The sequence below is a fragment of the Pseudomonas sp. MIACH genome, from assembly GCF_001269925.1.
Classification (GTDB): Bacteria; Pseudomonadota; Gammaproteobacteria; order Pseudomonadales; family Pseudomonadaceae; genus Aquipseudomonas.
This window is the reverse complement of record NZ_LHVO01000053.1, coordinates 162,690-184,920: the sequence shown is the minus strand read 5'-3', so window position 1 is coordinate 184,920 and position 22,231 is coordinate 162,690. Positions and strand designations below refer to the sequence as shown.

The following is a 22,231-nucleotide window of genomic DNA, read 5'->3' as shown; positions in this document are numbered from 1 at the left end:
ATCCTTCTTGACGAAGCACGACGTGGAAAAGTCGTGAATTCTATCGAGAATCATTATCATTTGTCTCTATTTAAAGGATGTACTCGATTTAAATGTGGGAGGGCCTCAGCGTTCCACAGGCACTGACAGTGCGGGATCACCCAACGGATGCGTACGCGCCGCAAAAAACTTCAACTGCGCACCGCTGCCATCAAACAACTCCGAATACCGTCGCTTCTGCTGGCGAATAAACCCGTCGCTGCGGCCCGATACCGAGATCGCCAGGGTTGTCGGCCGGGCCTGGCGAATCGCATCCACCAGGTGTTTATCCTGCGCGCCCAGATCATGGCCAAAGATGCACAGTGCGCCCTCATGGGTCAGCAACTGCTCATAGCAGAACGACAGGTAATCCGAGCTGCGGATGGTCTTGAGCTTCTCTTCCACCTTGCCTTCGTTGATAAACAGCGGCACATCGTCCAGGGTCTTGATCGTGTTGTTGATCGCAAAACTGCTGAGCAAGGTGCTGTTGGTGGTCGGCAATTTGCGCGCGGTGCCGTCAAGGTTGCGCACCAGGTGCAGGCCGCCGTGCAGGTAGAGGATGCGCGTGGTATCGGTATGGGTGTTGCGCAGGTCGAAGCTTGCATCGGCGCTGCGGAACAGGTCATCGATGCCCGGCGTGTGCAGGATCGCCCAATAGTTGAGCAAGTCGTAATTGGTGGTGAACACCGTGGCGTAGTTCGCCAGCTCGCGGTTGATCGTCGCCAGCGTCGACGGCTGTACCAGGCGCCACGGAATGTGCACGGCGTGGATGGTATTGATCAGCGCTTCCTTGATCGCGTAGTAGCGATTGCGCGGCGCCGCCGAGCTGACCGCCAGGGCTTTGTTGACGCGGCTGGTGGTCTTCAGTGCGCCCAGGGCGTACTCGAAGCTGCGGGTTTGCAGGGCATCGAACACGCTGAGTTCGGATTGGCCCAGGGGTTTTTCTTCGACGGTACGCGCGTTTTCGAACAGCGAGTCGTAGGCAAAGTCTTCCCAAATCGTGCGGCTTGCGCCATTGCCGATCAGAATCCCACTGAAGGCCGTGCTGCTGCGCAGGGCGCTCCAGTCTTCAAGGTGGGCGTCAATATCCTGGAAATCCTTCATTGCGGCGGGTCTACTCGAATTCGGCTGGACGGCGACTTTATCACGAGTGGGTGTTGATCCTGATCAAGGTGCCGTAGGCAGGTGAGGTTGATGCTGTAGGCATAAACGTCATCCGAGGATTCGCCATGAGCAGCACCTTCTTCATTCCCGCCGTCAACATCATGGGCACCGACTGCCTCGACGAAGCCATGAATGCCATTCGCAACTACGGTTTTCGCAAAGCACTGATCGTCACCGACGCCGGCCTGGCCAAGGCGGGCGTGGCCAGCATGATCGCCGAGAAGCTGGCGATGCAGGACATCGACTCGGTGATCTACGACGGCGCCAAGCCCAACCCCAATGTGGAAAACGTCGAGAAAGGCCTGGCGCTGTTGCAGCAGAGCGCCTGCGATTTCGTGGTGTCCCTGGGCGGCGGTTCGCCCCATGACTGTGCCAAGGGCATCGCCCTGTGCGCCACCAATGGTGGGCACATCGGCGACTACGAAGGCGTCGACCAATCAAGCAAGCCACAGATGCCCTTGGTGGCGATCAACACCACCGCCGGCACCGCCAGCGAGATGACCCGTTTCTGCATCATCACCGACGAAACCCGCCACGTGAAAATGGCCATCGTCGACCGCAACGTCACGCCGCTGCTGTCGGTCAACGACCCGAGCCTGATGGTCGGCATGCCCAAGGGCCTCACCGCCGCCACCGGCATGGACGCCCTGACCCACGCCATCGAAGCCTACGTGTCGACTGCGGCCACCCCGATCACCGACGCCTGCGCGATCAAGGCCATCGAACTGATCAGCGCCAACCTGCGCCTGGCGGTACGCGACGGCAGCGACAAGGTCGCGCGGGAAAACATGGCGTATGCCCAGTTCCTCGCAGGCATGGCGTTCAACAATGCCTCCCTGGGTTTCGTGCATGCCATGGCGCACCAACTCGGCGGCCTCTACGACCTGCCCCACGGCGTGTGCAACGCGGTGCTGCTGCCCCATGTGCAAAGCTTCAACGCCAGCGTCAGTGCCAAGCGCTTGAGCGACGTCGGCCGCGCATTGGGTGTCGACGCCAAGGGCAGCACTGACGAAGAGGGCGCCCAAGCCGCCATCGCTGCCATTCGCAGCCTGTCCCAGGACGTTGAGATCCCCGCCGGCCTGCGCGAACTGGGCGCCAAGTTGCAGGACATTCCGCTGCTGGCCACCAATGCATTGAAGGACGCGTGTGGGCTGACCAACCCACGGCGGGCCGATCAGCGTCAGATTGAGGAGATCTTTCGTAGCGCGTTCTGATACGTCCGGCAATTGGCGGCGCACACGAATGCGCCGCCAGCCAACGCTACGCACAAGAGCGCCCATGGCCATGCCTGCTGACTCACCAGCAGGCTCGCTAAGCCGCCGATCAACGCCGCCATTAACTGATGCATAAAGCCGCTCAAGGCCATGGCATAGGAGCCGCCGATCGGCGAATGATCATTAGCCAGTGACAAACTGATGGGGTAACTCATCGATTGCCCAACTACCGCCAGGCAATACGGCAACCACAACAACAGCGCGATCCCGCTGGCAACCACACTGCCCAGCAGCATCAGCGCCGTTCCCATTAACGCCAGCGCCACGCCCCAGCTCATCATCTTCAACCGCCCCATGCGCGCGACGAAGCGGTTGACCATCAACGCCCCCGCCAGATAGGCACCGCTGATCGGCCACCCCAGCCATCCGTACTGCGCCGCGCTCCACTCGAAACGCCCTTGCAGTATCAGCGGTGCACAGGTGTTGAATGCAATGATCACCCCATAGCCCAACCCACCGGCCAATGCTGCGTGTAGAAAGGGGGGATGCCGCACAATCGTGGTGTAGATCCGCCAGGCTGGGTCTGGCGAATCAGCCTTCATCACTGTCGGAAACACCACTCTTTGCAACACAGCAATCAACGTGACAGCACTTATTGCCAACCCATAGAAAATTGCCTTCCAGCCGAAGGCCACCTGCAACAACGAACCCATGAATTGGCCGATACCTAGCGCGACTACAAACGTCATCCCCAGCCACGACAACCCTCTGGCCAAAAGCGCCCCGCTAAAACTGTCTCGCACCAACACCCTGGCCATGACCGAGACTCCACCCGCACCCAAACCCTGAATCAGTCGTAGTGACAAAAAAGATTCGACGTTAAATGCCGATGGAATCGCCGCGCTTGCGCAGGCATATACTGCCAGCGCCGCCAGCAGTACCGGCTTTCTGCCAAAACGCTCCCCCAGGCAGCCCCAGAGCAACATCGGCAGCGCCATGCCCACCAGGTACACCGCCAGGGCAAGTGCGACGTGGTCTTCGGCGGCGAGCAGCGATTGGGTGATGGCCGGCATCGCGGGCAAATAGCTGCTAATGCCGACTTGGGCGAGAAAGGCGGCGCAGCAGGCGAGGGTGAGACGGGTGGTGTTTTTCAATGGGAAGCATCCTGCGCCTTAAGTTCTGCGTCAGTCATCGCAGGTCGATTCCTCCGTATAGATCCGAGCAATGATTGATACTTAGCTCACTGAGAAGTAAGGGCGCGTATGTGGAAGTTGGTTGTAGTCGCTGCGCAATTCAGTTTACGTCTTGGTGTTCCTGTATTAAGGCTGTCAATGTTGAGCAGAATAACTCTATTGTTTGATGGCTCATATCTGCTCTAAGCGTTATACGTATTGCTGCTTTTCCCTTGGGCACCACAGGAAAAAATACGGCAGATGTGAAAAATCCGCTGTCGGCTAGTCGTATAGCGAGTGTGTTAGCTTTTTCAGCCTCGCCGCAGGTTACCAAGCGTATTGCGGTGTTGGCACCCTGTTGCTCAGTGTAGATAAGACTGTCGAATAGCCGAATGTTAGTTTGAAGCTGTTCTTGAAGTGCGGATAGCTCGGTCGTTTGATGTATTTTTATTGATGCCAGCCCGGCTCCGATGGCGGCAGAGTTGAGACTTTGGGACCAATTGCTAGGGCCTCCGTATCGGTACATTAGACTTTTCTGCCTTTCGCTACCGAACATGATCAGTCCTCCACTGGCACCAAATGATTTGCCTAGAGAGGCCACGATTAACGTTTTAGTGTCTATCTCTTGCAAACGTGGCCGGATAAAACCGGCTCCTCTCTCTCCAAATGCTGACAGGGCGTGTGAGTCATCCAAATAAAGGAACAGCCCGTAACGCTCCTTTAAATAGAGCAGGCTATCAATATCTGCGACGCCACCCATGCTGTATACGCCGTCTGCAATGTAAGCGACATTTTTACGTTTTTTGCATAAGTCTTCAATCCAGCACATGTCATTGTGAGGCGCGGTTGTTACTTCTGTTTCATCTGCGCACGAGGCTTTAACATGATTCATTGAATAGTGGGAATGTTTGTCGAATACCATTGTGGGTGGGGAGTCATTGGTAAATACGCCGCTGGCGAGCATGGGCAAGAGTCCGGAGCTGGCCGCACTACAGGACAAAGTGCTGAGGCAGATAGAGTTGAAAAGACCTGATAGCTCTGTTTCATATCGTTCAAGTATTTCAAGTTTGCATCGATTTTTTGAGTTTGCAATGCGAAGTGTTTTGGCTTCTCTTACTCCCTGGATAGCCCCTTCCAGTATGCTTTGGTGATAGTCGAGGCCAAGATATGATGTCGTGCAGAAATGATGAAGTTTTCGTCCGTGCTGATCGATAAGTTGATTGTTTTTTTGAACGTTTACATTGAGTTCGCATATTCGGCCTGACTGTGCTGAGTGCCAGTCTCTGTCGGCGAGGTCAATTAATTTTTTGTAGTTTGTGAACTGGTTTTTTGATTGCGTGCTTTTCATTGTTTTTACCTGTCCTTGGGAAAGGCGAAAACAGTAAAGGGAAAACTCTGATACGTTAAGTCAGATATTTCCGATGCAAGCTGCTCCGAATGGATATTTCGTTGTGAGTAAGATCCTACATTTTTAAGTCAAAAATGCACCTCCGTCCGATTCTTATGTGCAGGACTCAACGTGGCGAATCCGGGGAGCATTTGATCGTGATTGGGGAATCAACGCAGGGGGCGTTGGTGTTTTGTAGAGGTCGTAGCCTGCAGGATTGAGTAAGGTGTTCGCATACCGGCCGGATGTGACGATGGCCTTCAAGGACCTGTCTCTTGGGTAGTCGAAACTAGATGGATGAAGGGAGTACTTGATGAGAATTCTGTTATTCGGTGCCACCGGCATGGTCGGCCAGGGCGTCCTGCGCGAGTGCCTGCTGGCCGCTGACGTACAGGAAGTCGTCGCCGTCGGCCGCACGCCCCTGACCCAGGAACACGGCAAGCTGCATCAGGTGTTGCACAGCGACATGCTGGATTTCCAACCCCTGGAAAACCTGCTGCAAGGGTTTGATGCGTGTTTCTTCTGCCTCGGCGTCTCCTCGGCGGGCATGAATGAAACCCGGTACACCCACCTCACTTATGACCTGACCCTCGTCGCCGCCAGCACCCTGGCGCGGCTTAATCCGCAGATGACGTTTATCTACGTGTCCGGCGCCGGTACCGACAGCTCCGAGGCGGGCAAGTCGATGTGGGCGCGGGTCAAGGGCAAGACCGAGAATGCCTTGCTGCGCCTGCCGTTCAAGGCGGTGTACCTGTTCCGGCCGGGGATCATCCAGCCGCTGCACGGTGTGCGTTCGAAGACGCCGTTGTATCAAGCCTTCTATTCCGTGCTCGGGCCAGTGCTGTCGTTGGTGCGTCGGGTCAAACCGGGCTGGGTGGTGAGCACCGAGACCGTTGGCCGGGCGATGCTCGCGGCGGTGCGCCATGGCGCGCCGCAACCGGTCGTGGAGCAGGCGCAGATCAATCGCCTGGCGTCCGAGCGCGCCTGATGCTGCACAAAAGCCTGGTGCGTCGCCTTGATCTGATCACCCTGCAGTTGTTCGTCGCGGTGTTCGAAGAGGGCACCCTGACCCGCGCCGCCGCCCGTGAAGCCATCGCCGTGTCGGCAGCCAGTAAGCGCTTGATGGAACTGGAGCAGGTGCTGGGTGTGAGCCTGTTCGTACGGCGAGCCAAGGGCATGGACCTCACCGCCGCCGGCGAAACCCTGCTGCACCATGCCCGGCAGATGCTGTTCAACGTGGAAAAAATGGGCCTGGAACTTGGCGAGCACAGCCACGGCGTGCGCGGTTACGTGCGGATGCTGGCCAATCTCTCGGCGATTATTCAGTTTCTTCCAGAAGACTTGCGGGATTTTTCCGGGCTGCATCCCGAAGTGAAAACCGACCTCGAAGAGCGCCCCAGCAACGGCGTGGTGCAAGGCGTGCTGGATGGGGTGGCGGACCTGGGGATCTGCTCCAGTGATACCGACACCAAGGGCCTGCCCAGCGTGACCTATCGCCACGACAAACTGGTGGTGTTGATGCCGGCGGATCACCCGTTGGCGCCGCGCGAAAGCCTGGCCTTCGCCGAGACCCTGGACAGTGACTACGTTGGCCTGCACGCCGCCAGCTCGATCAACATGCGCAGCCACGCCGCCGCGCGCGAGGCCGGCAAGATGCTGCGCCTGCGTATTCATGTGCCGGGCTTTGATGCGATGTGCCGGATGGTCCAGGCGAACATGGGCATCGGCATCCTGCCGCTGAAGGCCTATGAATTGTTTGGCCGTGCCCTGGGCCTGCATGCCGTGCCACTGACCGATGCTTGGTCGGACCGCAGTTTGATCCTGGTGGTGCGCGATGAGGCGCAGTTGTCGCCAGTGAGTCGGCTGTTATTCGATCATCTGAGCGTTCGCATTTAGCGAACGCTCCTTGCCAACTGACGGTTGGATTTTTCCTGTCCCTGTCCTCTAGCCTTGGGCTCACATTCCAAGAATAAGAGGTACACCCCATGACGGCTCCCTTGAGTGGTATCAAGGTGATCGAGATCGGCACGCTGATTGCCGCGCCGTTTGCCGCCCGGCTGATGGCCGAGTTCGGCGCCGAGGTGATCAAGATCGAAACCCTGGGGCAGGGCGATCCGCTTCGTAAATGGCGAAAGCTGCATGAAGGCACCTCGCTGTGGTGGTACCTGCAATCACGCAACAAGAAATCCCTGGCCCTGGACCTCAAGTCCGCTGAAGGCCTGAGCCTGATCAAGCAACTGCTCGGCGATGCCGATGTGCTGATCGAAAACCTGCGCCCCGGAGGCCTGGAAAAACTCGGCCTGGGCTGGGACGTACTGCACGCGCTCAACCCCAAGCTGACCCTGGTGCGTATCTCCGGCTACGGCCAGACCGGCCCTTACCGCGACCGCCCTGGTTTCGGTGCCATCGGCGAAGCCATGGGCGGGATTCGCTACACCACCGGCAACCCCGATTCGCCCCCGGCGCGGGTCGGCGTGAGCCTCGGCGACTCCCTCGCGTCGTTGCACGGTGTGATCGGCGCGCTGATGTCGTTGCTGCGGGTCAAGACCGGCCAGGGCGACGGGCAGATTGTCGATGTGTCCCTGGCGGAAAGCGTGTTCAACCTGATGGAAAGCCTGGTGCCCGAATACGACATGCTCGGCCATGTGCGCGAGCGCAGCGGCGGCGCCTTGCCCGGCATCGCGCCCTCGAATACCTACCTGACCGCTGATGGTGCCTATGTGGTGATCGCCGGCAACAGCGACCCGATCTACAAGCGTTTGATGACCACCATCGGCCGCGCCGACCTGGCCGAAGCCGTCGAATTCGCCCACAACGATGGCCGTGCGGCGAAAAGCGCTTTGCTCGATGCCGCCATCACCCACTGGACCAGCAGCCTGCCTATCGAGCAGGTGCTCAGCGCCCTCGAAGCCGCCGAAGTACCGGCCGGGCGCATCTACTCCGTGGCCGATATCGTCAGCGACCCGCACTACCAGGCGCGCGACATGTTGCTCAATGCCGAGCTGCCTGGCGGTGTGTCGGTGAAGATGCCCGGCATCGTGCCCAAGCTCTCGGAAACCCCCGGCGCCGTAAACTGGCAGGGCCCGAGCCTGGGCCAGCACACCGATGACATCCTCGGCAGCCTGGGCCTTACGGTTGCCGACATCCAACGCCTGAAAACCTCGGGAGTGGTGCAATGATCACTGACTATTCCGACCCGCTGATCGTACAGGAAGTGTCCCCGCGCGATGGCCTGCAAATCGAACCGACCTGGGTTGAAACCGCTGACAAGATCGCCCTGATCGACCAGCTTTCCCTGGCCGGTTTTTCGCGGATCGAAGCCGGTTCTTTTGTGTCGCCCAAGGCCATCCCTGCATTGCGCGATGGCGAACACGTGTTCCAGGGCATCGAGCGTAAAGCCGGTGTGATCTACGTTGCGCTGATCCCTAACCTTAAGGGCGCCCAGCGTGCCGTCGAGTCGCGCGCCGACGAACTGAACCTGGTGATGTCGGCCAGCCAGACCCACAACCTGGCGAATATGCGCATGCGGTGCGAGGCGTCGTTGGCGGCATTCGGCGATATCGTCAGCTTTGCCGCCGGGCATCCGGTACGCCTCAATGGCAGCATCGCCACCACCTTTGGCTGCCCGTTCGAAGGCAAGATCGATGAAGACCGCGTGCTGCAACTGGTCGACGCGTATCTGCAACTGGGCATCCAGGGCATCAGCCTCGCCGACACCACCGGGATGGCCAACCCGCGCCAGGTGGAACGCCTGGTCAAGCGCGTGCTGCAACGCGTGCCTGCCAGCGACCTGACCCTGCATTTCCATAACACCCGCGGCCTGGGCCTGTGCAACGTGCTGGCCGCCTACGAAGCTGGAGCCCGACGCTTTGATGCAGCGCTGGGGGGGCTGGGTGGGTGCCCGTTTGCGCCGGGGGCGTCGGGCAATATCTGCACCGAAGATCTGGTCAACCTGTGTGAAGAGGTCGGCATTCACACCGGAATCGACCTGCCGCACCTGCTGAACCTGTCCCGCCGCTTGCCGGCCTTGCTGGGCCATGAATTGCCCGGCCAGGTAGCCAAGGCCGGGCGCAATTGCGACCTGCATCTGCCGCCGGACTCCATCGCCGCCTTGTAACGCCATACCAGACAACAAAAACAATCGGACGCCTGTGAGCAGTCCGCTGGAGAGAAACCATGAGCACTAATACGTTGGAGGTCGGCGCGCGCCCGGCCGCTGAAATCGATGCCGAAAAAGCCCTGGTCAGCAAGGTCGCCTGGCGCCTGATGCCGCTGATCATGGTGTGCTACCTGTTCGCGTTTTTTGACCGCATCAACATCAGTTTTGCCAAGTTCCAGCTGCAAGCCGACCTCAGCCTGAGCGACACCGCCTACGGCCTGGGCGCCGGGTTGTTCGTGGTGGGGTATGTGATTTTTGAAGTGCCAAGCAACATGATGCTGTACAAGGTCGGCGCGCGGCGCTGGATCGCGCGGATCATGATGTCGTGGGGCCTGGCCACGGCGGCCATGGTGTTTGTCACGGCCGAATGGCAGTTCTATGGCCTGCGTTTCATCATCGGCGCGATGGAGGCGGGCTTCGCGCCCGGTGTGCTGTATTACCTGACGTTGTGGTTCCCGCAGCACTTCCGCGGGCGCATTACCTCGATGCTGTTCCTGGCGTCTGCCTTTGCGGGCCTGGTGGGCGCACCGTTCTCCGGCCTGGTGCTGGAACACCTCGACGGCGTGCTGCAGATGCGCGGCTGGCACTGGCTGTTCCTGCTCGGCGGCTTGCCCTGCATCGGCTTGGGCTTCCTGGTGCTGACCCTGCTCAAGGACCGTATCGAAGATGCGCACTGGCTGACGCCGGCGGAGAAGACCCTGTTGTCGAGCCGTATTGCCCAGCATGAGCCGAACACACATGGGGGCTCGTTGCTGTCGGCGATCCGCATTCCCGGCTTTTTGATGCTCGGGTTTATCTACTTCCTGATCCAAGTGGCGTCTTACGGCCTCAACTTCTGGGCGCCGCAACTGATCCGCAGCGCCGGCACCCAAAGCCCGGTGATGATCGGCCTGCTCACCGCGATTCCCTATGTGTGCGGCGCGATCAGCATGGTGGTGATCGGGCGGCTGTCGGACGCGACCGGCGAGCGCCGCAAGTTTGTCTGCGGCCTGGTGGTGCTGGGCGCGGTGGGCTTCTTCAGTGCCGGGATCTTTGCCGACCACACCACCTTCCTGATCATCGCCCTGGGCATGTTGGGCGCCGGCATCATCGCGTCGATCCCGACCTTCTGGACCCTGCCCCCCAAGTTGCTGGCCGGTGCCGGCGCAGGCGCGGCGGGCGGGATTGCGGTGATCAACACCCTCGGGCAGTTCGGCGGCATTGTCAGCCCGGTGATGGTGGGGCGGATCAAGGACCTCACCGGCAGCACCACCCCGGCGCTCTATGTGATAGGCGTGTGTGCTTTGTTGGCGGCGGCGCTGCTGCTGTGGGGCCTGCCGCAAAAGCTGCGCACCCTCGACAAGGCTTGATCAGCCTGCGGTTGTCAGCGCACGGGCCGGTGTGGCGCTGAACTGAATCAACGCCACGCCGCCCATCAACAACAACGCGCCAAGGATTCGGGGCGTTGTCAGGGGGCGCTCCGCCAACCCAAACAGGCCGAAGTGATCCAGTAGCAGCGACGCAAGAATCTGCCCGGCCATGGCCAGGGCGATAAACCCCGATGCGCCCAGCTTGGGCATCAGCATCAGCGCCAGCGAGATAAAGCACACGCCGAATGCGCCACCTGCCCACATCCACAGCGGCGCCTTGGTGATAAACGTGAGGCTGGGCAGCGGCAAGCGCAGCGCCACGATCACCGGCAGCAGTACGATGATGCTCACCAGCAGCGACGCCAGCGTGGCCCACAGCGGGTGCCCAAGACCGCGTCCGAGGTTGGCGTTGATCGCACTTTGAAACGGCACCACCGCCCCGGCGATCACTGCCAGTAGCAACAAACCAGCCCAATGCAACGTCGTCATTTCGAATCTCCCAGAGGTTTTGCTGGACTCTAGGTTATTCGTCACGCAAATTTAAATTCCAAGTTCTTATGCTGAGCATGCAGCTGATGAATGATCTGCGCCGCATCGACCTTAACCTGCTGGTGATCCTCGACGCCTTGCTCAGCGAGCAACACGTCACCCGCGCTGCCGAGCGTTTGCACCTCAGCCAGCCTGCGGTCAGTCATGCGCTGGCGCGGTTGCGCGATATGTTGAGTGACCCGCTGCTGGTGCGTCAGGGCGGCACATTAGTGCCCACGGCCCGTGCCCTGGAGTTGGCGGCGCCATTGGCTGAAGCACTGGCCCAGGTGCAGGCGCTGCTGGCGCCGAATCGCTTCGACCCGGCATCGGCCAAGCGCCGGTTTCGCGTGGCGATGTCGGACTACAGTGCGGCGATTTTCCTGCCGGGTCTGGTCCGTGTCCTGCGGCGTGAGGCGCCCGGTATCGACCTGCAGATCATCCAGGCCAGTCGCGAAGGCATGGTGGAGGGCGTGCTCAATGGCGATATCGACCTGGCCGCCGGCGTCTTTCCAGACATGCCCGCCGAACTGCGCACCACGCCGTTGTTCGAAGAGCACTACACCTGCCTGATAGACCGCAACAGCCTGCCGCAAGGTGCTGTGCTTGACCTGCCCAGTTACCTGTCGCGCCCCCACGTATTGCTGGAAATGCGCGGCAGTGGCACGCCGGAAATCGAGCGGGCACTGAAGGCTATTCGTGAGCGACGGCATGTGGCAATCAGCCTGCCGCACTGGGGCGTGGCGCCGCAGTTGATCGAGGGCACGGACTTGATCCTCACCGTATCGTCGCGAGGGTTGCTGAATATTGATCACCAGCATCTTCTCGCCGTGGCGCCGCCGTTTCATATTCCGTCGTTTGCCTTCGAACTGGCGTGGCATGCGCGACGGGGCGGGGATTCGGGATTGCAGTGGTTGATTGAGCAGGTGCAGGGTATGTTGTCCGAAGGCCGCAGATAACAGGAAAAAACATGCTCTCAGGCTTCAACCACTTGACCCTGGCCGTCACCGACGTGAGTCGCAGCGTCACCTTTTACCATGGGTTGTTGCAACTCAAACTCGAGGCTACTTGGGACTCCGGCGCCTATTTGTCACTGCCGGGCCTATGGCTATGCCTTTCGCTTGATCCGCTACGCGAGTCGAAGCCAGGGGCCGATTACACCCACTATGGGTTCACTGTCGGAGCGAGTGATTTCGCTGCGCTGGTCTCGCGTCTGCGCGCCGCCGAGGTGCAAGAGTGGCGCGACAATCGCAGCGAAGGCGCTTCGTTCTATTTCCTTGATCCCGACGGTCATAAGCTCGAAGCCCATGTCGGCGACCTGGCTTCGCGTCTGTTGGCTTGCCGCGACAAGCCTTATGCGGGAATGAGGTTTTACCCATAGCGCAGGAACGTGCAGAATCCGTCCACCTTCCCACGCTTAGTCAGAGTCGCGCCCATGACCCCCTCCTTGCTGCTCGCCGTCCTCGCTTCGGGTTTTATCTACGGTATTACGCCTGGCCCCGGGGTGTTGGCGGTGTTTGGTATCGGCGCTGCTCGAGGCCGTCGTGCCGGGGCGGGGTTTCTGTGCGGGCACTTGCTCGGCGATGTGCTGTGGTGCAGCACGGCGTTGGTCGCGATTGTGGGCGCGCGGGAAGTCGGCAGCAGCGCGTTCGATGTGCTCGGCGTGCTCAGTGGCCTGTACCTGTTCTGGCTCGGCTGGCGCGCGATTCGCACCCAGCGTCGCAGCAGTGATGCCCCCCAGGGTGCGGCGCGGCATCCATTCTGGCACGGCATTGTGTTCGGCTTGACCAACCCCAAGGCGTATCCCGTCGCGGTGGCGACGTTTACAGCGTTGCTGTCCAGTCGTGCCGAATTGCTGACCTGGTCGATGCTGCCGGCGTTGATCTTCCTAAGCTTCGTCGGTGGCCTGTTGGCCTACGCGATCCTGATCGGCGTGGTCGGTGCCCAGCGGGTGCGCACGGTGTATCAGCGCCATGAAATCCTCATCACCAGGCTCTGTGGCGTGATGTTTATCGGCTTCGCCATCAATGCCCTGGCCCATGCGCTGCCAGGCCTGTTCGGCAGCAAACCGGCCTGACGGGCCAGGACCGTTCGTCGCGTGGGCAAGTTTTTTCTAAACCTTTGCCGCCCGGAAAATTCGAATTCAGGGCGGGGACTGTTCCCCCGCACCTATTTTTGCCCTGGAGGAACCCATCATGAGCCGCATGGCTATCCGGTTACGCACCGCCAGTTTCGCGATGCTGCTGGGCCTCGGCGCCAGCAATGCTTTCGCCCAGTCGCCTGCTGAATTCATCGAGCAGGCTTCGGCCAAAGGCATGGCCGATATCGAAACCAGTCGCATGGCCCACGCCAAAACCTCGTCCCAGGAAATCAAGGACTACACCATCGAGGTGATCAACGAGCGCACCCTGGCCAACCAGCACTTGGCGGCGATCGCCAAGAAGCTCGACCTGCCCGTGGCCTCACGGGAGAAGATCGTCGACAAGGCCGAAACCTTGATGCCCGAACTCAAGGACGGCGATTCCTTCGACGCGGCCTACACCGCGCAGCAAGTGAAGGAAAACGAAGACGCCATTGCCCTGTTCAAGCGCGAAGGTGCGGCCTCGGATGTGCCGGAAATCAAAGCACTGGTGGATGAGACGCTGCCCAAGCTGGAAGAGCGTCTGCAAAAGGCGCGAGCCCTGGCGTCGACCTACGGTAAGGGCCATCAAGGCGAAGGTTGAGTCCTTCTCTTGCTATGAAAAACGGCGGTTGGATCCTATCCAACCGCCGTTTTTTTACGCCTGGTTCAGGTCGGTCTTGTTCGGGGCCGCGTCGTCGGCCGCGTGGCCGCAACTGCTGTTCAGGCTCACGGTGCCGGTGTTGCCAATGCTGCGGTATTCCTGGCGCAGTTTTTCCAGTTCCTTGCGATCCAGGCCATCCAGGCTCAGCACGGCGTTCTGCGCATCCTTGGAGACCCGCAGCAATTCATCAATCTTGATGTGCAGGATGTCGTTATCGCGGTTTTGCGTGTTCTGGATCAGGAACACCATGAGGAAGGTGATGATGGTGGTCGAGGTGTTGATGATCAGTTGCCAGGTGTCGTTGTAGTGGAAGTAAGGGCCGCTCAAGCTCCACAGGCAAATCAACGCGACCGCCGCATAGAACGTCCGGGCACTGCCTGCCCAGCGAGACAGGGATTGTGAGACTGCGGAGAATTTCATGACCGTTTTCCTTAATGGGTGGGTGATGAAAAAATGGACCGCAGCGCTGCGCTGAAATTTCTTTTTACAAAAGATGCCCTGAACAAAATTGTACGATTTTTCCGCCAGACGCTTAAAACGCCAGTTGCGCCTGGCCGGTGCCCTCCAGCGCGAGCAAATACTGCTTGGCTTCCAGCCCCCCGGCAAACCCGGTCAGCCCGCCCGAGGCGCCAATGACCCGATGGCAGGGTGCAACGATCGAGATGGGGTTACGACCATTGGCTGCCCCTACGGCGCGTACGGCTTTTGGGTTGCCGATCTGCCGGGCGATCTCGCTGTAACTGCGGGTTTCGCCAAAGGGAATAGTCAGTAGCGCCTGCCAGACTTGCTTCTGAAAGTCGGTACCGGTGAAGTCCAGCTCCAGCTCGAACTGATTGCGGGTGCCGGCGAAATACTCCTTCAACTGGCGCTCGGTTTCCAACAGCACCGGGCTGTTGTTGGCTTCGTGCAATTCACCCAGGCGCACACGGTTGGCGCGTTCGACTTCCCACAGGATGGCGCTGAGCTTGCCATCGCGCGCCACCAGGGTGAGCTCACCGACAGGGGAGGGCATGAGCTTGTATTCGTAAGGCATGAGCGGGCTCCTCGAGGGCAGTTGTTAAACGCTACAGGCCTACGGTATTGCCATCCGCCGGACTGAACACTACGTTTCTTGCGGTTGAATTCTCACTGGCCCTGGACATTCCAGTAAACCCAGTTGGAATAGTACGGGTACCAGTAGAACCAGGAAATCCTGTAGAGCCCCATGATGACTGAGGCCTCCCCGATGGCGACCAGGGAAATCAGATTGAACAGCGTGACGATTGCAGCGAATACGGTCACGCCTCGGCTGGCATGGCGCCTGGCAAACCCTACGCCGTAGATGGACGCGGCGATCGATCCGAGCGCCAGCCCCAGCCCGAAGGGATACGGCAGCCGCACCAGTGCGACCAGCAGTGGCAACACCAGCACCCAGCCGAGCACTTGGCGCAGTACAGGTGTGGCTGTGCGTTGTTTGGGTTCAATCATGGTAATAACCCTGGGGTTGCAAGCTGAATGAAGCGACATCATCACGCTATGGATGCAGTGCCGCATTCAGACTTTGCTCCCGTTGCCGCTACCGATCCTGTTGCAGCACTTTAAGCGCCGCCGACGCGAGGAAGCCCGAGCGGCTTTTTTCCTCCGGGTGGTGCAGTACATATTCATCAATGCGGTTGAGCAGGTAGCCCGGCAACGTGATGTTGAGTTTTTGCGCCTTGCCCAGGTACTTGGTGACATCGATGTCTACAACCGCCCAAGTGCAGCCGGCGTACTGAGGGTTGGCTGCATGAACGGTGACCTTCTGGGCGCTCGGGATCGGCGCGCCGTCTTCCGCGAGGATTTCGAAGTGCCCTTCGATGGCTTCACGCGCCATGGCCATGGCGTCGTCCAGGTCGTCACCGGCAGAGTAGCAACCGGGAATATCCGGGACTTCCACACCCCAGGCGTGGTCTTGGTCGCCGGTTGAAATTGCGATGGGGTACAGCATGTTCGTTGTCCTCCAGGGACGATTAACTCAACAGAGCTTGTTTCAAAATGCTCTTGGCGGTCTTGTCCAACAGGTCTTTCTTTGGATGGGGGATCGTCACCAAGCCAGGCTTCGTCGGGTGCTTGAAGTGGTGATGACTGCCTCTGATGCGCACCAGGTACCAGCCGTCTGCGACGATGTGACCTATCAAGTATCGGCTATCCACAGCACCTCCTTGTGGTGTGTGTTGGTGGTGACTATAACCACTGAAAATAAATTATCAACACTCTACCTACCAGTCTTCGATGACCGGTATTTCGGCAGATGGTGAATGCAGTGTAAGAGCGAGTGGGATCGGCGCTGCGGGGAGGTATTGCGAGGTTTTTCGGGTCATTGCCGGATGTGTAATGCCTCTTCGATAACGGCAAGAAACGCGTCAATCAACACACTTTGTCTTTCGGTCGGCGTCAACACCAACAACGGCGCACACGCATCCGCCTCCACCAAAGGCCGATAAGTCACGCCCTTGTTCATCAAACTCCGGGTGCAGGCCGGCACCAGCGCCACCCCTTGCCCGGCGGCTACCAGCGCAATGATCGAGGTGATCTGTCGTCCGGTCGGTCCGGCATGCAGTGGCACGCCGTGGTGGCGGTAAAGCTGCTCGATGGACTGGTTCAGTCCCGAGCCGTAATCCGCTGGAAACAGAATCAAAGGATAGGCACTGAGCTGCGCCAGGCTGATGTCGGTCTGGCTGGCCAGCGGGCTGTCACTCGACACCGCTGCCACCAAGCGTTCCTCGCCCAACGACAGCGCTTGCACCTCCTCGCTTTGTGGCAACAGCCGGCTCAAGCCGATATCCAGTCGCCCGTCGGCGACTTGCGCACCGAGGCTGCCGGAGGCGCATTCCACCAGGGTCAGTTGCACATCGGGAAAGCGCTGGGCAAAGGCCTGGATTGACTGGCTGAACAGGTCCGACAGGGCAATCGAGCTGACGTAGCCCAAGGCCAGTTGACCCGCTGTCCCTGCTGCCAACTTCCCGGCAATCACCTGAGCCAACTCCACCTGTTCCAACACGCCACGTGCGTAGGGCAGGAACGAGCGGCCCTGTGCGGTGAGGGTCACGGTGCGGCTGGTGCGATCGAACAGCTTGAAACCCAACTCTGCCTCCAGCGCTGAAATCTGCCGGGTCAACGGCGGCTGGGCCAGGTGTAGGCGCAGGGCCGCGCGACCGAAGTGCAATTCTTCGGCGACGGTCAGAAAGTAACGCAGCTTGCGTAGGTCGAGCATCCTGATCCTTGGGTATCAATCGGTCGGAATTCGGTATTGGTTTAAGACCGGCCGGCCATTCTATAAAGACCTTTCAAAATAAAACGAGAGGTTTCATGAAACCGCGCCTGCATTGTGCCCGCCTTGCCCTGTTCCTGTGTGGCTGCGCGGCGTTTCTCAACCTCTATGCGACCCAGAGCATTCTCCAGACGTTTGCCGCGCACTTTCATATCAGTGCCAAGGAGGCGGGCTGGAGCATCACCGTCACCACCCTGGCGGTGGCGATCACCGCCCCTTTTGTCAGTCGCCTGACCGGACGTTTTGCGCAACGCACGGTGATCTCGGTGGCCGCTGTGCTGCTGGCGGTGCCGGCATTGATGACCGCTTATGCCGACAGCTTTGCCGAAGTGCTGGTGTGGCGCTTTGTCGAGGGCATGCTGATCCCGGTGCTGTTCGCCACCAGCGTGGCCTACATCGGCGACCGCTGGAGCGGCGGCACGGTCACTGAGGTCACGAGCCTCTACGTCGCGGGCACCGTGTTGGGCGGGTTCGCCGGGCGCTTCGTTACCGGGGTCATGACTGAGTATGTGGGCTGGCGTGAAGCCTTTGAATTGCTGGCGGTGCTGAGCCTTATGGTCGGCGGTTTTATCCAGTTTCTGTTACCGGCCAACCGCCCACGGACCGTGCAGGCTAAAGCCTCTTCGTCAGGTGTATTTCGCCGGCCGCTGTTGGCCGCTTACGCCGTAGGTTTCTGCGTGTTGTTCTCGCAGGTCGCGGCGTTTACCTACGCAGGTTTGTACTTGGGCCTGCCGCCGTTCAACCTTGGGCCGGCAGCGTTGGGGACGCTGTACATGGTGTTCCTGTTGGCATTGATCGTGATCCCCATCGCCGGGCGCCTCAGCAAAGCCCGCCCCCATGCCGAACTGCTGAGTGTCGCCGCCGTGCTGGGCGTCAGCGGTTCGGCGCTGACCCTGATGCCGTCACTGTGGTGCATCGTAGTCGGCCTGGCGCTCAGTTCCACCGGCGTGTTCCTTGCCCAAGCTGCCGCCAATGCGTTTATCACCGCCACCGCGCGCGATAACAAGACGGGCGCTGTCGGGGTTTATCTCACTTGTTATTACCTGGGCGGCAGTGGCGGCGCCATCGTCCCGGCGCTGATTTGGGAACGCTGGGGCTGGGCCGGTTGCGTGGTGCTGATCATCGGTTTCCAGTTGCTGACCTTGTTGATCGCCTTGACCGGTTGGAAGCCTCTTCGGCCTGAGCTGGTTCCGACACCATGAACGACACCGTGCCTGCGTTATCCACCCGCCGTCGCGCCCTGTTCGCCGGTTGCAGCGCTCATGCGGTGCACGATGGGCTCACTGATGTGATCTACGTTTTGCTGCCTGTCTGGCAGGCTCAGTTCGCCTTGTCCTACGCCCAGATCGGCCTTCTACGTGGCGCCTATTCCGGGATGATGGCCGTGTTCCAATTGCTGGCCAGCCGCGCCGCCAGACGCTGGGGCCGTATACCTATGCTGGTGGGCGGCACTGCGCTGGCGGGAGTTGCCTACCTGTTGGTGGGTCAGGCGACAGGGCTGACCGTATTGCTGGTGGCGCTGCTGCTCGGCGGTCTGGGCGCCAGCACCCAACACCCACTGGCCTCCTCGATGATCACCGACGCCTATGAGGACGGGGGCGGGGTCAAGCAGGCGCTGTCCCAGTACAACTTCTCCGGTGACATCGGCAAAACCTTGATTCCTGGTCTGGTCGGGCTGCTGCTCACTGTCATCAGTTGGCGGGCCAGCGCCACGTTGCTGGGCCTGCTTGGCCTGGCGGCGGCGGGGCTGTTGTGGTGGCTGATTCCTGCTCAATCATCCGAATCCACCGCCACAAAAACAGCCAAGCCCTTCAGGCGCAGCGGCTCGGCCACCGGCCTGCGCGCGCTGATCCTCACCGGCACCCTCGACAGCGCCGTGCGCATGGGCTTCCTCACCTTCCTGCCGTTCCTGTTGCAAGCCAAAGGCGCCGGTACCGCCGGGATCGGCCTCGCCCTGACCCTGCTGTTCATCGGCGGCGCCTTCGGCAAACTGTTCTGCGGCTACCTCGGCGCACGTATCGGCATGATGAAGACCGTATGGATCACGGAAACCAGCACCGCACTGCTGATCGTCGCGGCGGTTTACCTGCCGCTCAGCGGGTTGATGGTGATGCTGCCGCTGTTGGGGCTGGTACTGAATGGCACCTCCTCGGTGCTGTACGGCGCCGTGCCCGACCTTGCCGGCGCGGGCAAGCGCGAGCAGGCGTTTGCGCTGTTCTACACCGGCACGATTGGCGGTGGCGCGTTGGCGCCGGTGGTGTTTGGTGCAGTGGGGGATGTGCTGGGCGTGCCGGTGGCGGTGATGGTGTTGGCGGGGATGTTGGGTGTGACGTTGCCGTTGGCGTGGTTGGTGCAGAGGGGGGAGGAAAAGTGAGGTGTCAGAACGTAGAGTTGAACCTTGCGGCATTGCCTACACAACGATCAGACTCGTCCGAGTTGTGCGCCTTGGACGACCTCTTTAAGGTTCGTCAGCCGCTGCCCATCAGCGGTCGGGTTTAGTAGCCCGATACGATCAACGGCGTACAGCTGCTCTTATGGTGGCTGCACGCAGGGCGTCTTCGGGCGCGCCGGTTTCGTTGATTCGCCGGTCTACTAACCTGCGTACAGCCGCCACCCATTGTTTAGTAGCTCTGGTATGCGGTCCCTAACGAGGATCAACAGATGTGTACTGACTCATGCAATCCATCCGTAAAACTGTTCAGCGTCCGCCCCGAAATCGACACTCAAGCGCTGCTCGCCAACGCCTACGAAACCATCGCCGGTGCAGGTGCCATGACATGGCCAGTTAACTCCTGGCCATGATTAATACATGTAAACGATGTCTCCGGTTTCAAACGTAAAGGATGTCTCCGGTCTGTACCCATTTAAAGTGTCGCCGCCAGCGAAAACGGAATGCGCAACGCACCGATAGGCCCTTCACGCGTACCGCACATTTCATCGTGAACGCAGTGTTGCACCAGTACGCAAGGAAACGGCGGAACCCGCTGCAACAGGTCGCGTAAATGCGTAGTGGACCCGATGCGCAGCGGCTTGCCGTGATCGTCCAGTAATGTCGCCTCGACGTGCTCCAGCCTGACGCGAGCGATATAGAAACCGCCCTCCAGGGACAGCAACTCCAGCTCACGTATTTCGCCTTTCCCGGCCAACTCGGCCAGCATTTGCAGATTCATGATTGACCCTCGCTCGGGGCTCATTGGCGACGAAAGAACAACGTGACCTGACCCCACTCGACACCGAACTTGGACATGCTCGAGCGGTTGATCAAGGTGTCCTCGTCCATCAGGTACATCCAGTCGTCAAAGCTGACTTCGTACACCGAGCCATCCACCGGCAGATTGAGCCGGTAGCGCCAACGCAGCGCATTACCCGCCACTTCGCCGATCGCCTCGCCCACCACATCCCCGGCTCGTCCGCGCCAGCGTCCTGGGCCGTCCGGCGTCAGTGTCCACACCCGTTGTTGGCGCGTGCCATCGCTGTACAAGAAACGCTCATCCAGAATCAACGCGTTGCCCTCGCGCCGGCTGGCAATATCGACCTCAAAGCGCTTGGCCACTTCCCCCGAACGCTTCTGGAAGATGCCCCAGGCTTTCACGGGTTTACTGAAGAAGCGCTCCAGATCCAGTTTCGGTTGCTGGTCGGCGTAGTGGTCGACCTCAACGTTGCTGCAACTGGCCAAGCTCACTACCAGCAACAGTGAAAACAGTAGACGTGTCATGGCCTGGCTCTTCGAAGGTGCGGGGCGAAGTGCCGCCGCTCGAAGTATGATACTTGTACAAGAAAACTAATTTGTACAGGTTTGTCCGCGCTTTATTTTTTGAATCCCAAATCCCATCCATAAAAAAACCGGCCACCAAGGACCGGTTTTTTTATGCATCCCCCGCCAAAACCCTCCTGGCGTGGAATCTATGTCTGAGTGGAGCGGGTGAAGGGAATCGAACCCTCGTTATCAGCTTGGGAAGCTGGAGTAATGCCATTATACGACACCCGCTCAGAGCGGCTGACTTTGTACCAGATGTGCGCCGGGATTTGAAGTTTTTCTTCGAAAAATGTGCGAGTTGCAGGCGCTTGCCCTGGCGACGAACAGAGCCGGTGTAGGAGCGAGCTTGCTCGCGAAGAATTCAAGAGCGCCGCGTTCAAACAGGGAGCGCACGTCATCGTTGGCGATCTTCGCGAGCAAGAACTAGGCGTCCCCCTCGCTCCTACACGGTATTTCAGATGGCAAAGGCATGCTGCGTCTGACCCTGGTGATAACGCAATCGGCTGGCCTGCCGTTCCGGTTTCAAAAAGCCCACCACCGCGTCCCGGCTGTCCCGGCACGCCGCCTTGTGCTCCATATCCAGGAAATGCCCCGTCGCCTGGATCGTGCTGAAGCTGCTCTTCGCCACGTACTGCCCGAACTGCTTGGCATCCTCGGCGCTGGTGTATTCGTCCCATTCGCCGTTCAAAAACAGCACCGGCACGTCGATCTGCCGCGCAGCCTTGAGGTAGCACAGGCGGTCGCTGTGCAGCACCTGGCTGATGTGAAAGTGCATCTGCCCGTATTCGTGCTCGGCCAGGCTGCTCACATGCTTGTAGTTGAAACGCTTGAACAGCGACGGCAGGTGTTTGCCGATGGTGCTGTTGACGAGGTGGCCGACGCGGTCGCGGTCGAGGTTGCCGAGGTAGTCGACGCCACGTTCGAGGTAGTCGCGCATCGGCGCGTTGATCACTGGTGAGAACGAGCTGATCACGGCCTTTTCCACGCGGCGTGGCCGATGGGCGAGGGCGACCAGGGTGGCGGCACCGCCCCAGGAGAAGGACAGCACGTGCTCGGCGGCGAAGTGGTCGATCAGCTCCAGGAGGATCTGGCCTTCAACTTCCTTCGTCAGCATTTGCTCATGACGGTTATGGATTTTGGAGCGACCGGCGTAGGGCTGGTCGTACAAAACCACATTGAATTGCGGGTACAGGCTTTTCACGGTTTGGGCGAAGGAGGCCGTGGTGGCCATCGAGCCGTTGACCAGGATGATGGTCTTTTCAGCAGCATCCGCGCGATAGAACTCCGTGTAAACCCGATACTGACCCTGTATATCCAACACAGCGATTTCTGGCCTCATGTCGTAAGACTCCTGGCAAGCGGGTAGGGCGCGCAGATGACTCTGCACGAGCTTTGTGACAGGTAGGCATACGCC

Annotated in this window: 27 protein-coding genes and 1 tRNA gene; 13 read left to right on the top strand and 15 right to left on the bottom strand. The window is 59.9% G+C overall.

The window, feature by feature from the left end:
• Positions 1 to 105: 105 nt before the first annotated feature.
• Positions 106 to 1,122, bottom strand: coding sequence for a DUF4917 family protein (locus AD670_RS21335; RefSeq protein WP_053136936.1), 1,017 nt, complete (start codon positions 1,120 to 1,122; stop codon positions 106 to 108).
• Positions 1,123 to 1,247: 125 nt separating this feature from the next.
• Here AD670_RS21335 and yiaY point away from each other — a divergent pair, with 125 nt between their 5' ends.
• Positions 1,248 to 2,396: an L-threonine dehydrogenase gene (gene yiaY / locus AD670_RS21330; RefSeq protein WP_053136933.1), complete on the top strand. Its 1,149-nt coding sequence runs from the start codon at positions 1,248 to 1,250 to the stop codon at positions 2,394 to 2,396.
• Here yiaY and AD670_RS21325 read toward each other — a convergent pair.
• Together AD670_RS21325 and AD670_RS21320 are read right to left on the bottom strand one after the other, a co-directional pair.
• On the bottom strand, positions 2,363 to 3,550 hold the full coding sequence (locus AD670_RS21325; RefSeq protein ID WP_053136930.1) for an MFS transporter: 1,188 nt from the start codon (positions 3,548 to 3,550) through the stop codon (positions 2,363 to 2,365). The genes yiaY and AD670_RS21325 overlap by 34 nt on opposite strands.
• Before the next feature lie 139 nt (positions 3,551 to 3,689).
• On the bottom strand, positions 3,690 to 4,916 hold the full coding sequence (locus AD670_RS21320) for an aminotransferase class I/II-fold pyridoxal phosphate-dependent enzyme (protein WP_053136927.1): 1,227 nt from the start codon (positions 4,914 to 4,916) through the stop codon (positions 3,690 to 3,692).
• A gap of 352 nt (positions 4,917 to 5,268) precedes the next feature.
• On the opposite strand from AD670_RS21320, the gene AD670_RS21315 reads away from it, so the two are divergent.
• From AD670_RS21315 to AD670_RS21295, 5 genes are all read left to right on the top strand, one after another.
• Entirely contained in the window at positions 5,269 to 5,943 is a 675-nt protein-coding gene (locus AD670_RS21315; RefSeq protein WP_053136924.1) for an NAD(P)H-binding protein, read from the top strand.
• A complete protein-coding gene (locus AD670_RS21310) occupies positions 5,943 to 6,851 on the top strand; it encodes a LysR family transcriptional regulator (RefSeq protein ID WP_053136920.1) in 909 nt (302 codons plus the stop codon). The genes AD670_RS21315 and AD670_RS21310 overlap by 1 nt, the downstream gene beginning before the upstream one ends.
• A gap of 89 nt (positions 6,852 to 6,940) precedes the next feature.
• Positions 6,941 to 8,134: a CaiB/BaiF CoA-transferase family protein gene (locus tag AD670_RS21305; protein ID WP_053136917.1), complete on the top strand. Its 1,194-nt coding sequence runs from the start codon at positions 6,941 to 6,943 to the stop codon at positions 8,132 to 8,134.
• On the top strand, positions 8,131 to 9,072 hold the full coding sequence (locus tag AD670_RS21300) for a hydroxymethylglutaryl-CoA lyase (protein ID WP_053136914.1): 942 nt from the start codon (positions 8,131 to 8,133) through the stop codon (positions 9,070 to 9,072). Before AD670_RS21305 ends, AD670_RS21300 begins: the two co-directional genes overlap by 4 nt.
• A 59-nt stretch (positions 9,073 to 9,131) precedes the next feature.
• Positions 9,132 to 10,463: an MFS transporter gene (locus AD670_RS21295; RefSeq protein ID WP_053136910.1), complete on the top strand. Its 1,332-nt coding sequence runs from the start codon at positions 9,132 to 9,134 to the stop codon at positions 10,461 to 10,463.
• On the opposite strand, the gene AD670_RS21290 is transcribed toward AD670_RS21295, so the two are convergent.
• Entirely contained in the window at positions 10,464 to 10,952 is a 489-nt protein-coding gene (locus tag AD670_RS21290; RefSeq protein ID WP_053136907.1) for a DMT family transporter, read from the bottom strand. It lies immediately after the preceding gene.
• A gap of 68 nt (positions 10,953 to 11,020) precedes the next feature.
• Between AD670_RS21290 and AD670_RS21285 the strand changes: the two genes are divergently transcribed.
• From AD670_RS21285 to AD670_RS21270, 4 genes are all read left to right on the top strand, one after another.
• Entirely contained in the window at positions 11,021 to 11,947 is a 927-nt protein-coding gene (locus AD670_RS21285) for a LysR family transcriptional regulator (RefSeq protein ID WP_053136904.1), read from the top strand.
• A gap of 11 nt (positions 11,948 to 11,958) precedes the next feature.
• Positions 11,959 to 12,369: a fosfomycin resistance glutathione transferase gene (gene fos / locus AD670_RS21280; RefSeq protein WP_053136902.1), complete on the top strand. Its 411-nt coding sequence runs from the start codon at positions 11,959 to 11,961 to the stop codon at positions 12,367 to 12,369.
• Positions 12,370 to 12,423: 54 nt separating this feature from the next.
• Entirely contained in the window at positions 12,424 to 13,065 is a 642-nt protein-coding gene (locus AD670_RS21275; protein ID WP_053136899.1) for a LysE family translocator, read from the top strand.
• A 118-nt stretch (positions 13,066 to 13,183) separates the two neighbouring features.
• Positions 13,184 to 13,711 (top strand): DUF4142 domain-containing protein, encoded by a 528-nt coding sequence (locus tag AD670_RS21270; protein ID WP_053136896.1) that lies wholly within the window; start codon positions 13,184 to 13,186, stop codon positions 13,709 to 13,711.
• Positions 13,712 to 13,765: 54 nt separating this feature from the next.
• Here AD670_RS21270 and AD670_RS21265 read toward each other — a convergent pair whose 3' ends face one another.
• The 6 genes from AD670_RS21265 to AD670_RS21240 all read right to left on the bottom strand — a co-directional run bounded on the left by AD670_RS21265 (position 13,766) and on the right by AD670_RS21240 (position 17,003).
• Positions 13,766 to 14,191: a low affinity iron permease family protein gene (locus AD670_RS21265; protein WP_053136892.1), complete on the bottom strand. Its 426-nt coding sequence runs from the start codon at positions 14,189 to 14,191 to the stop codon at positions 13,766 to 13,768.
• 112 nt (positions 14,192 to 14,303) lie between these two features.
• Positions 14,304 to 14,804 (bottom strand): methylated-DNA--[protein]-cysteine S-methyltransferase, encoded by a 501-nt coding sequence (locus AD670_RS21260; RefSeq protein WP_053136889.1) that lies wholly within the window; start codon positions 14,802 to 14,804, stop codon positions 14,304 to 14,306.
• Between the two features lie 92 nt (positions 14,805 to 14,896).
• On the bottom strand, positions 14,897 to 15,238 hold the full coding sequence (locus AD670_RS21255; RefSeq protein ID WP_053136886.1) for a hypothetical protein: 342 nt from the start codon (positions 15,236 to 15,238) through the stop codon (positions 14,897 to 14,899).
• Positions 15,239 to 15,326: 88 nt separating this feature from the next.
• Entirely contained in the window at positions 15,327 to 15,737 is a 411-nt protein-coding gene (locus AD670_RS21250; RefSeq protein ID WP_053136883.1) for a type II toxin-antitoxin system HicB family antitoxin, read from the bottom strand.
• 22 nt (positions 15,738 to 15,759) lie between these two features.
• Positions 15,760 to 15,942, bottom strand: coding sequence for a type II toxin-antitoxin system HicA family toxin (locus AD670_RS21245; RefSeq protein WP_003189411.1), 183 nt, complete (start codon positions 15,940 to 15,942; stop codon positions 15,760 to 15,762).
• Between the two features lie 164 nt (positions 15,943 to 16,106).
• Positions 16,107 to 17,003 (bottom strand): LysR family transcriptional regulator, encoded by an 897-nt coding sequence (locus tag AD670_RS21240; protein ID WP_053136880.1) that lies wholly within the window; start codon positions 17,001 to 17,003, stop codon positions 16,107 to 16,109.
• A gap of 95 nt (positions 17,004 to 17,098) precedes the next feature.
• Here AD670_RS21240 and AD670_RS21235 point away from each other — a divergent pair, with 95 nt between their 5' ends.
• The 3 genes from AD670_RS21235 to AD670_RS32340 all read left to right on the top strand — a co-directional run bounded on the left by AD670_RS21235 (position 17,099) and on the right by AD670_RS32340 (position 19,862).
• Positions 17,099 to 18,262, top strand: a complete 1,164-nt coding sequence (locus AD670_RS21235) for an MFS transporter (RefSeq protein WP_053136876.1) — start codon at positions 17,099 to 17,101, stop codon at positions 18,260 to 18,262.
• Positions 18,259 to 19,434 carry an MFS transporter gene (locus AD670_RS21230; RefSeq protein WP_053136873.1) on the top strand — a complete coding sequence of 392 codons (1,176 nt, stop codon included), beginning with the start codon at positions 18,259 to 18,261 and terminating at the stop codon, positions 19,432 to 19,434. Before AD670_RS21235 ends, AD670_RS21230 begins: the two co-directional genes overlap by 4 nt.
• Positions 19,435 to 19,721: 287 nt before the next feature.
• Positions 19,722 to 19,862 (top strand): DUF6124 family protein, encoded by a 141-nt coding sequence (locus tag AD670_RS32340; protein ID WP_371263193.1) that lies wholly within the window; start codon positions 19,722 to 19,724, stop codon positions 19,860 to 19,862.
• Between the two features lie 62 nt (positions 19,863 to 19,924).
• Here the strand turns inward: AD670_RS32340 and AD670_RS21225 are convergent, their stop codons facing one another.
• The 5 genes from AD670_RS21225 to AD670_RS21210 form a co-directional block, all read right to left on the bottom strand.
• The gene (locus AD670_RS21225; RefSeq protein ID WP_053136870.1) at positions 19,925 to 20,230 is read right to left on the bottom strand and encodes a DUF6482 family protein; all 306 of its coding nucleotides are present in this window, start codon (positions 20,228 to 20,230) and stop codon (positions 19,925 to 19,927) included.
• 20 nt (positions 20,231 to 20,250) lie between these two features.
• Positions 20,251 to 20,775 (bottom strand): DUF3833 domain-containing protein, encoded by a 525-nt coding sequence (locus AD670_RS21220; RefSeq protein ID WP_053136867.1) that lies wholly within the window; start codon positions 20,773 to 20,775, stop codon positions 20,251 to 20,253.
• Positions 20,776 to 20,974: 199 nt separating this feature from the next.
• Positions 20,975 to 21,048 (bottom strand) — tRNA-Gly (locus tag AD670_RS21215).
• The gene (locus AD670_RS31725) at positions 21,049 to 21,237 is read right to left on the bottom strand and encodes a hypothetical protein (RefSeq protein WP_172681507.1); all 189 of its coding nucleotides are present in this window, start codon (positions 21,235 to 21,237) and stop codon (positions 21,049 to 21,051) included.
• A 34-nt stretch (positions 21,238 to 21,271) separates the two neighbouring features.
• The gene (locus tag AD670_RS21210) at positions 21,272 to 22,156 is read right to left on the bottom strand and encodes an alpha/beta fold hydrolase (protein ID WP_053136864.1); all 885 of its coding nucleotides are present in this window, start codon (positions 22,154 to 22,156) and stop codon (positions 21,272 to 21,274) included.
• Positions 22,157 to 22,231 lie beyond the last annotated feature (75 nt).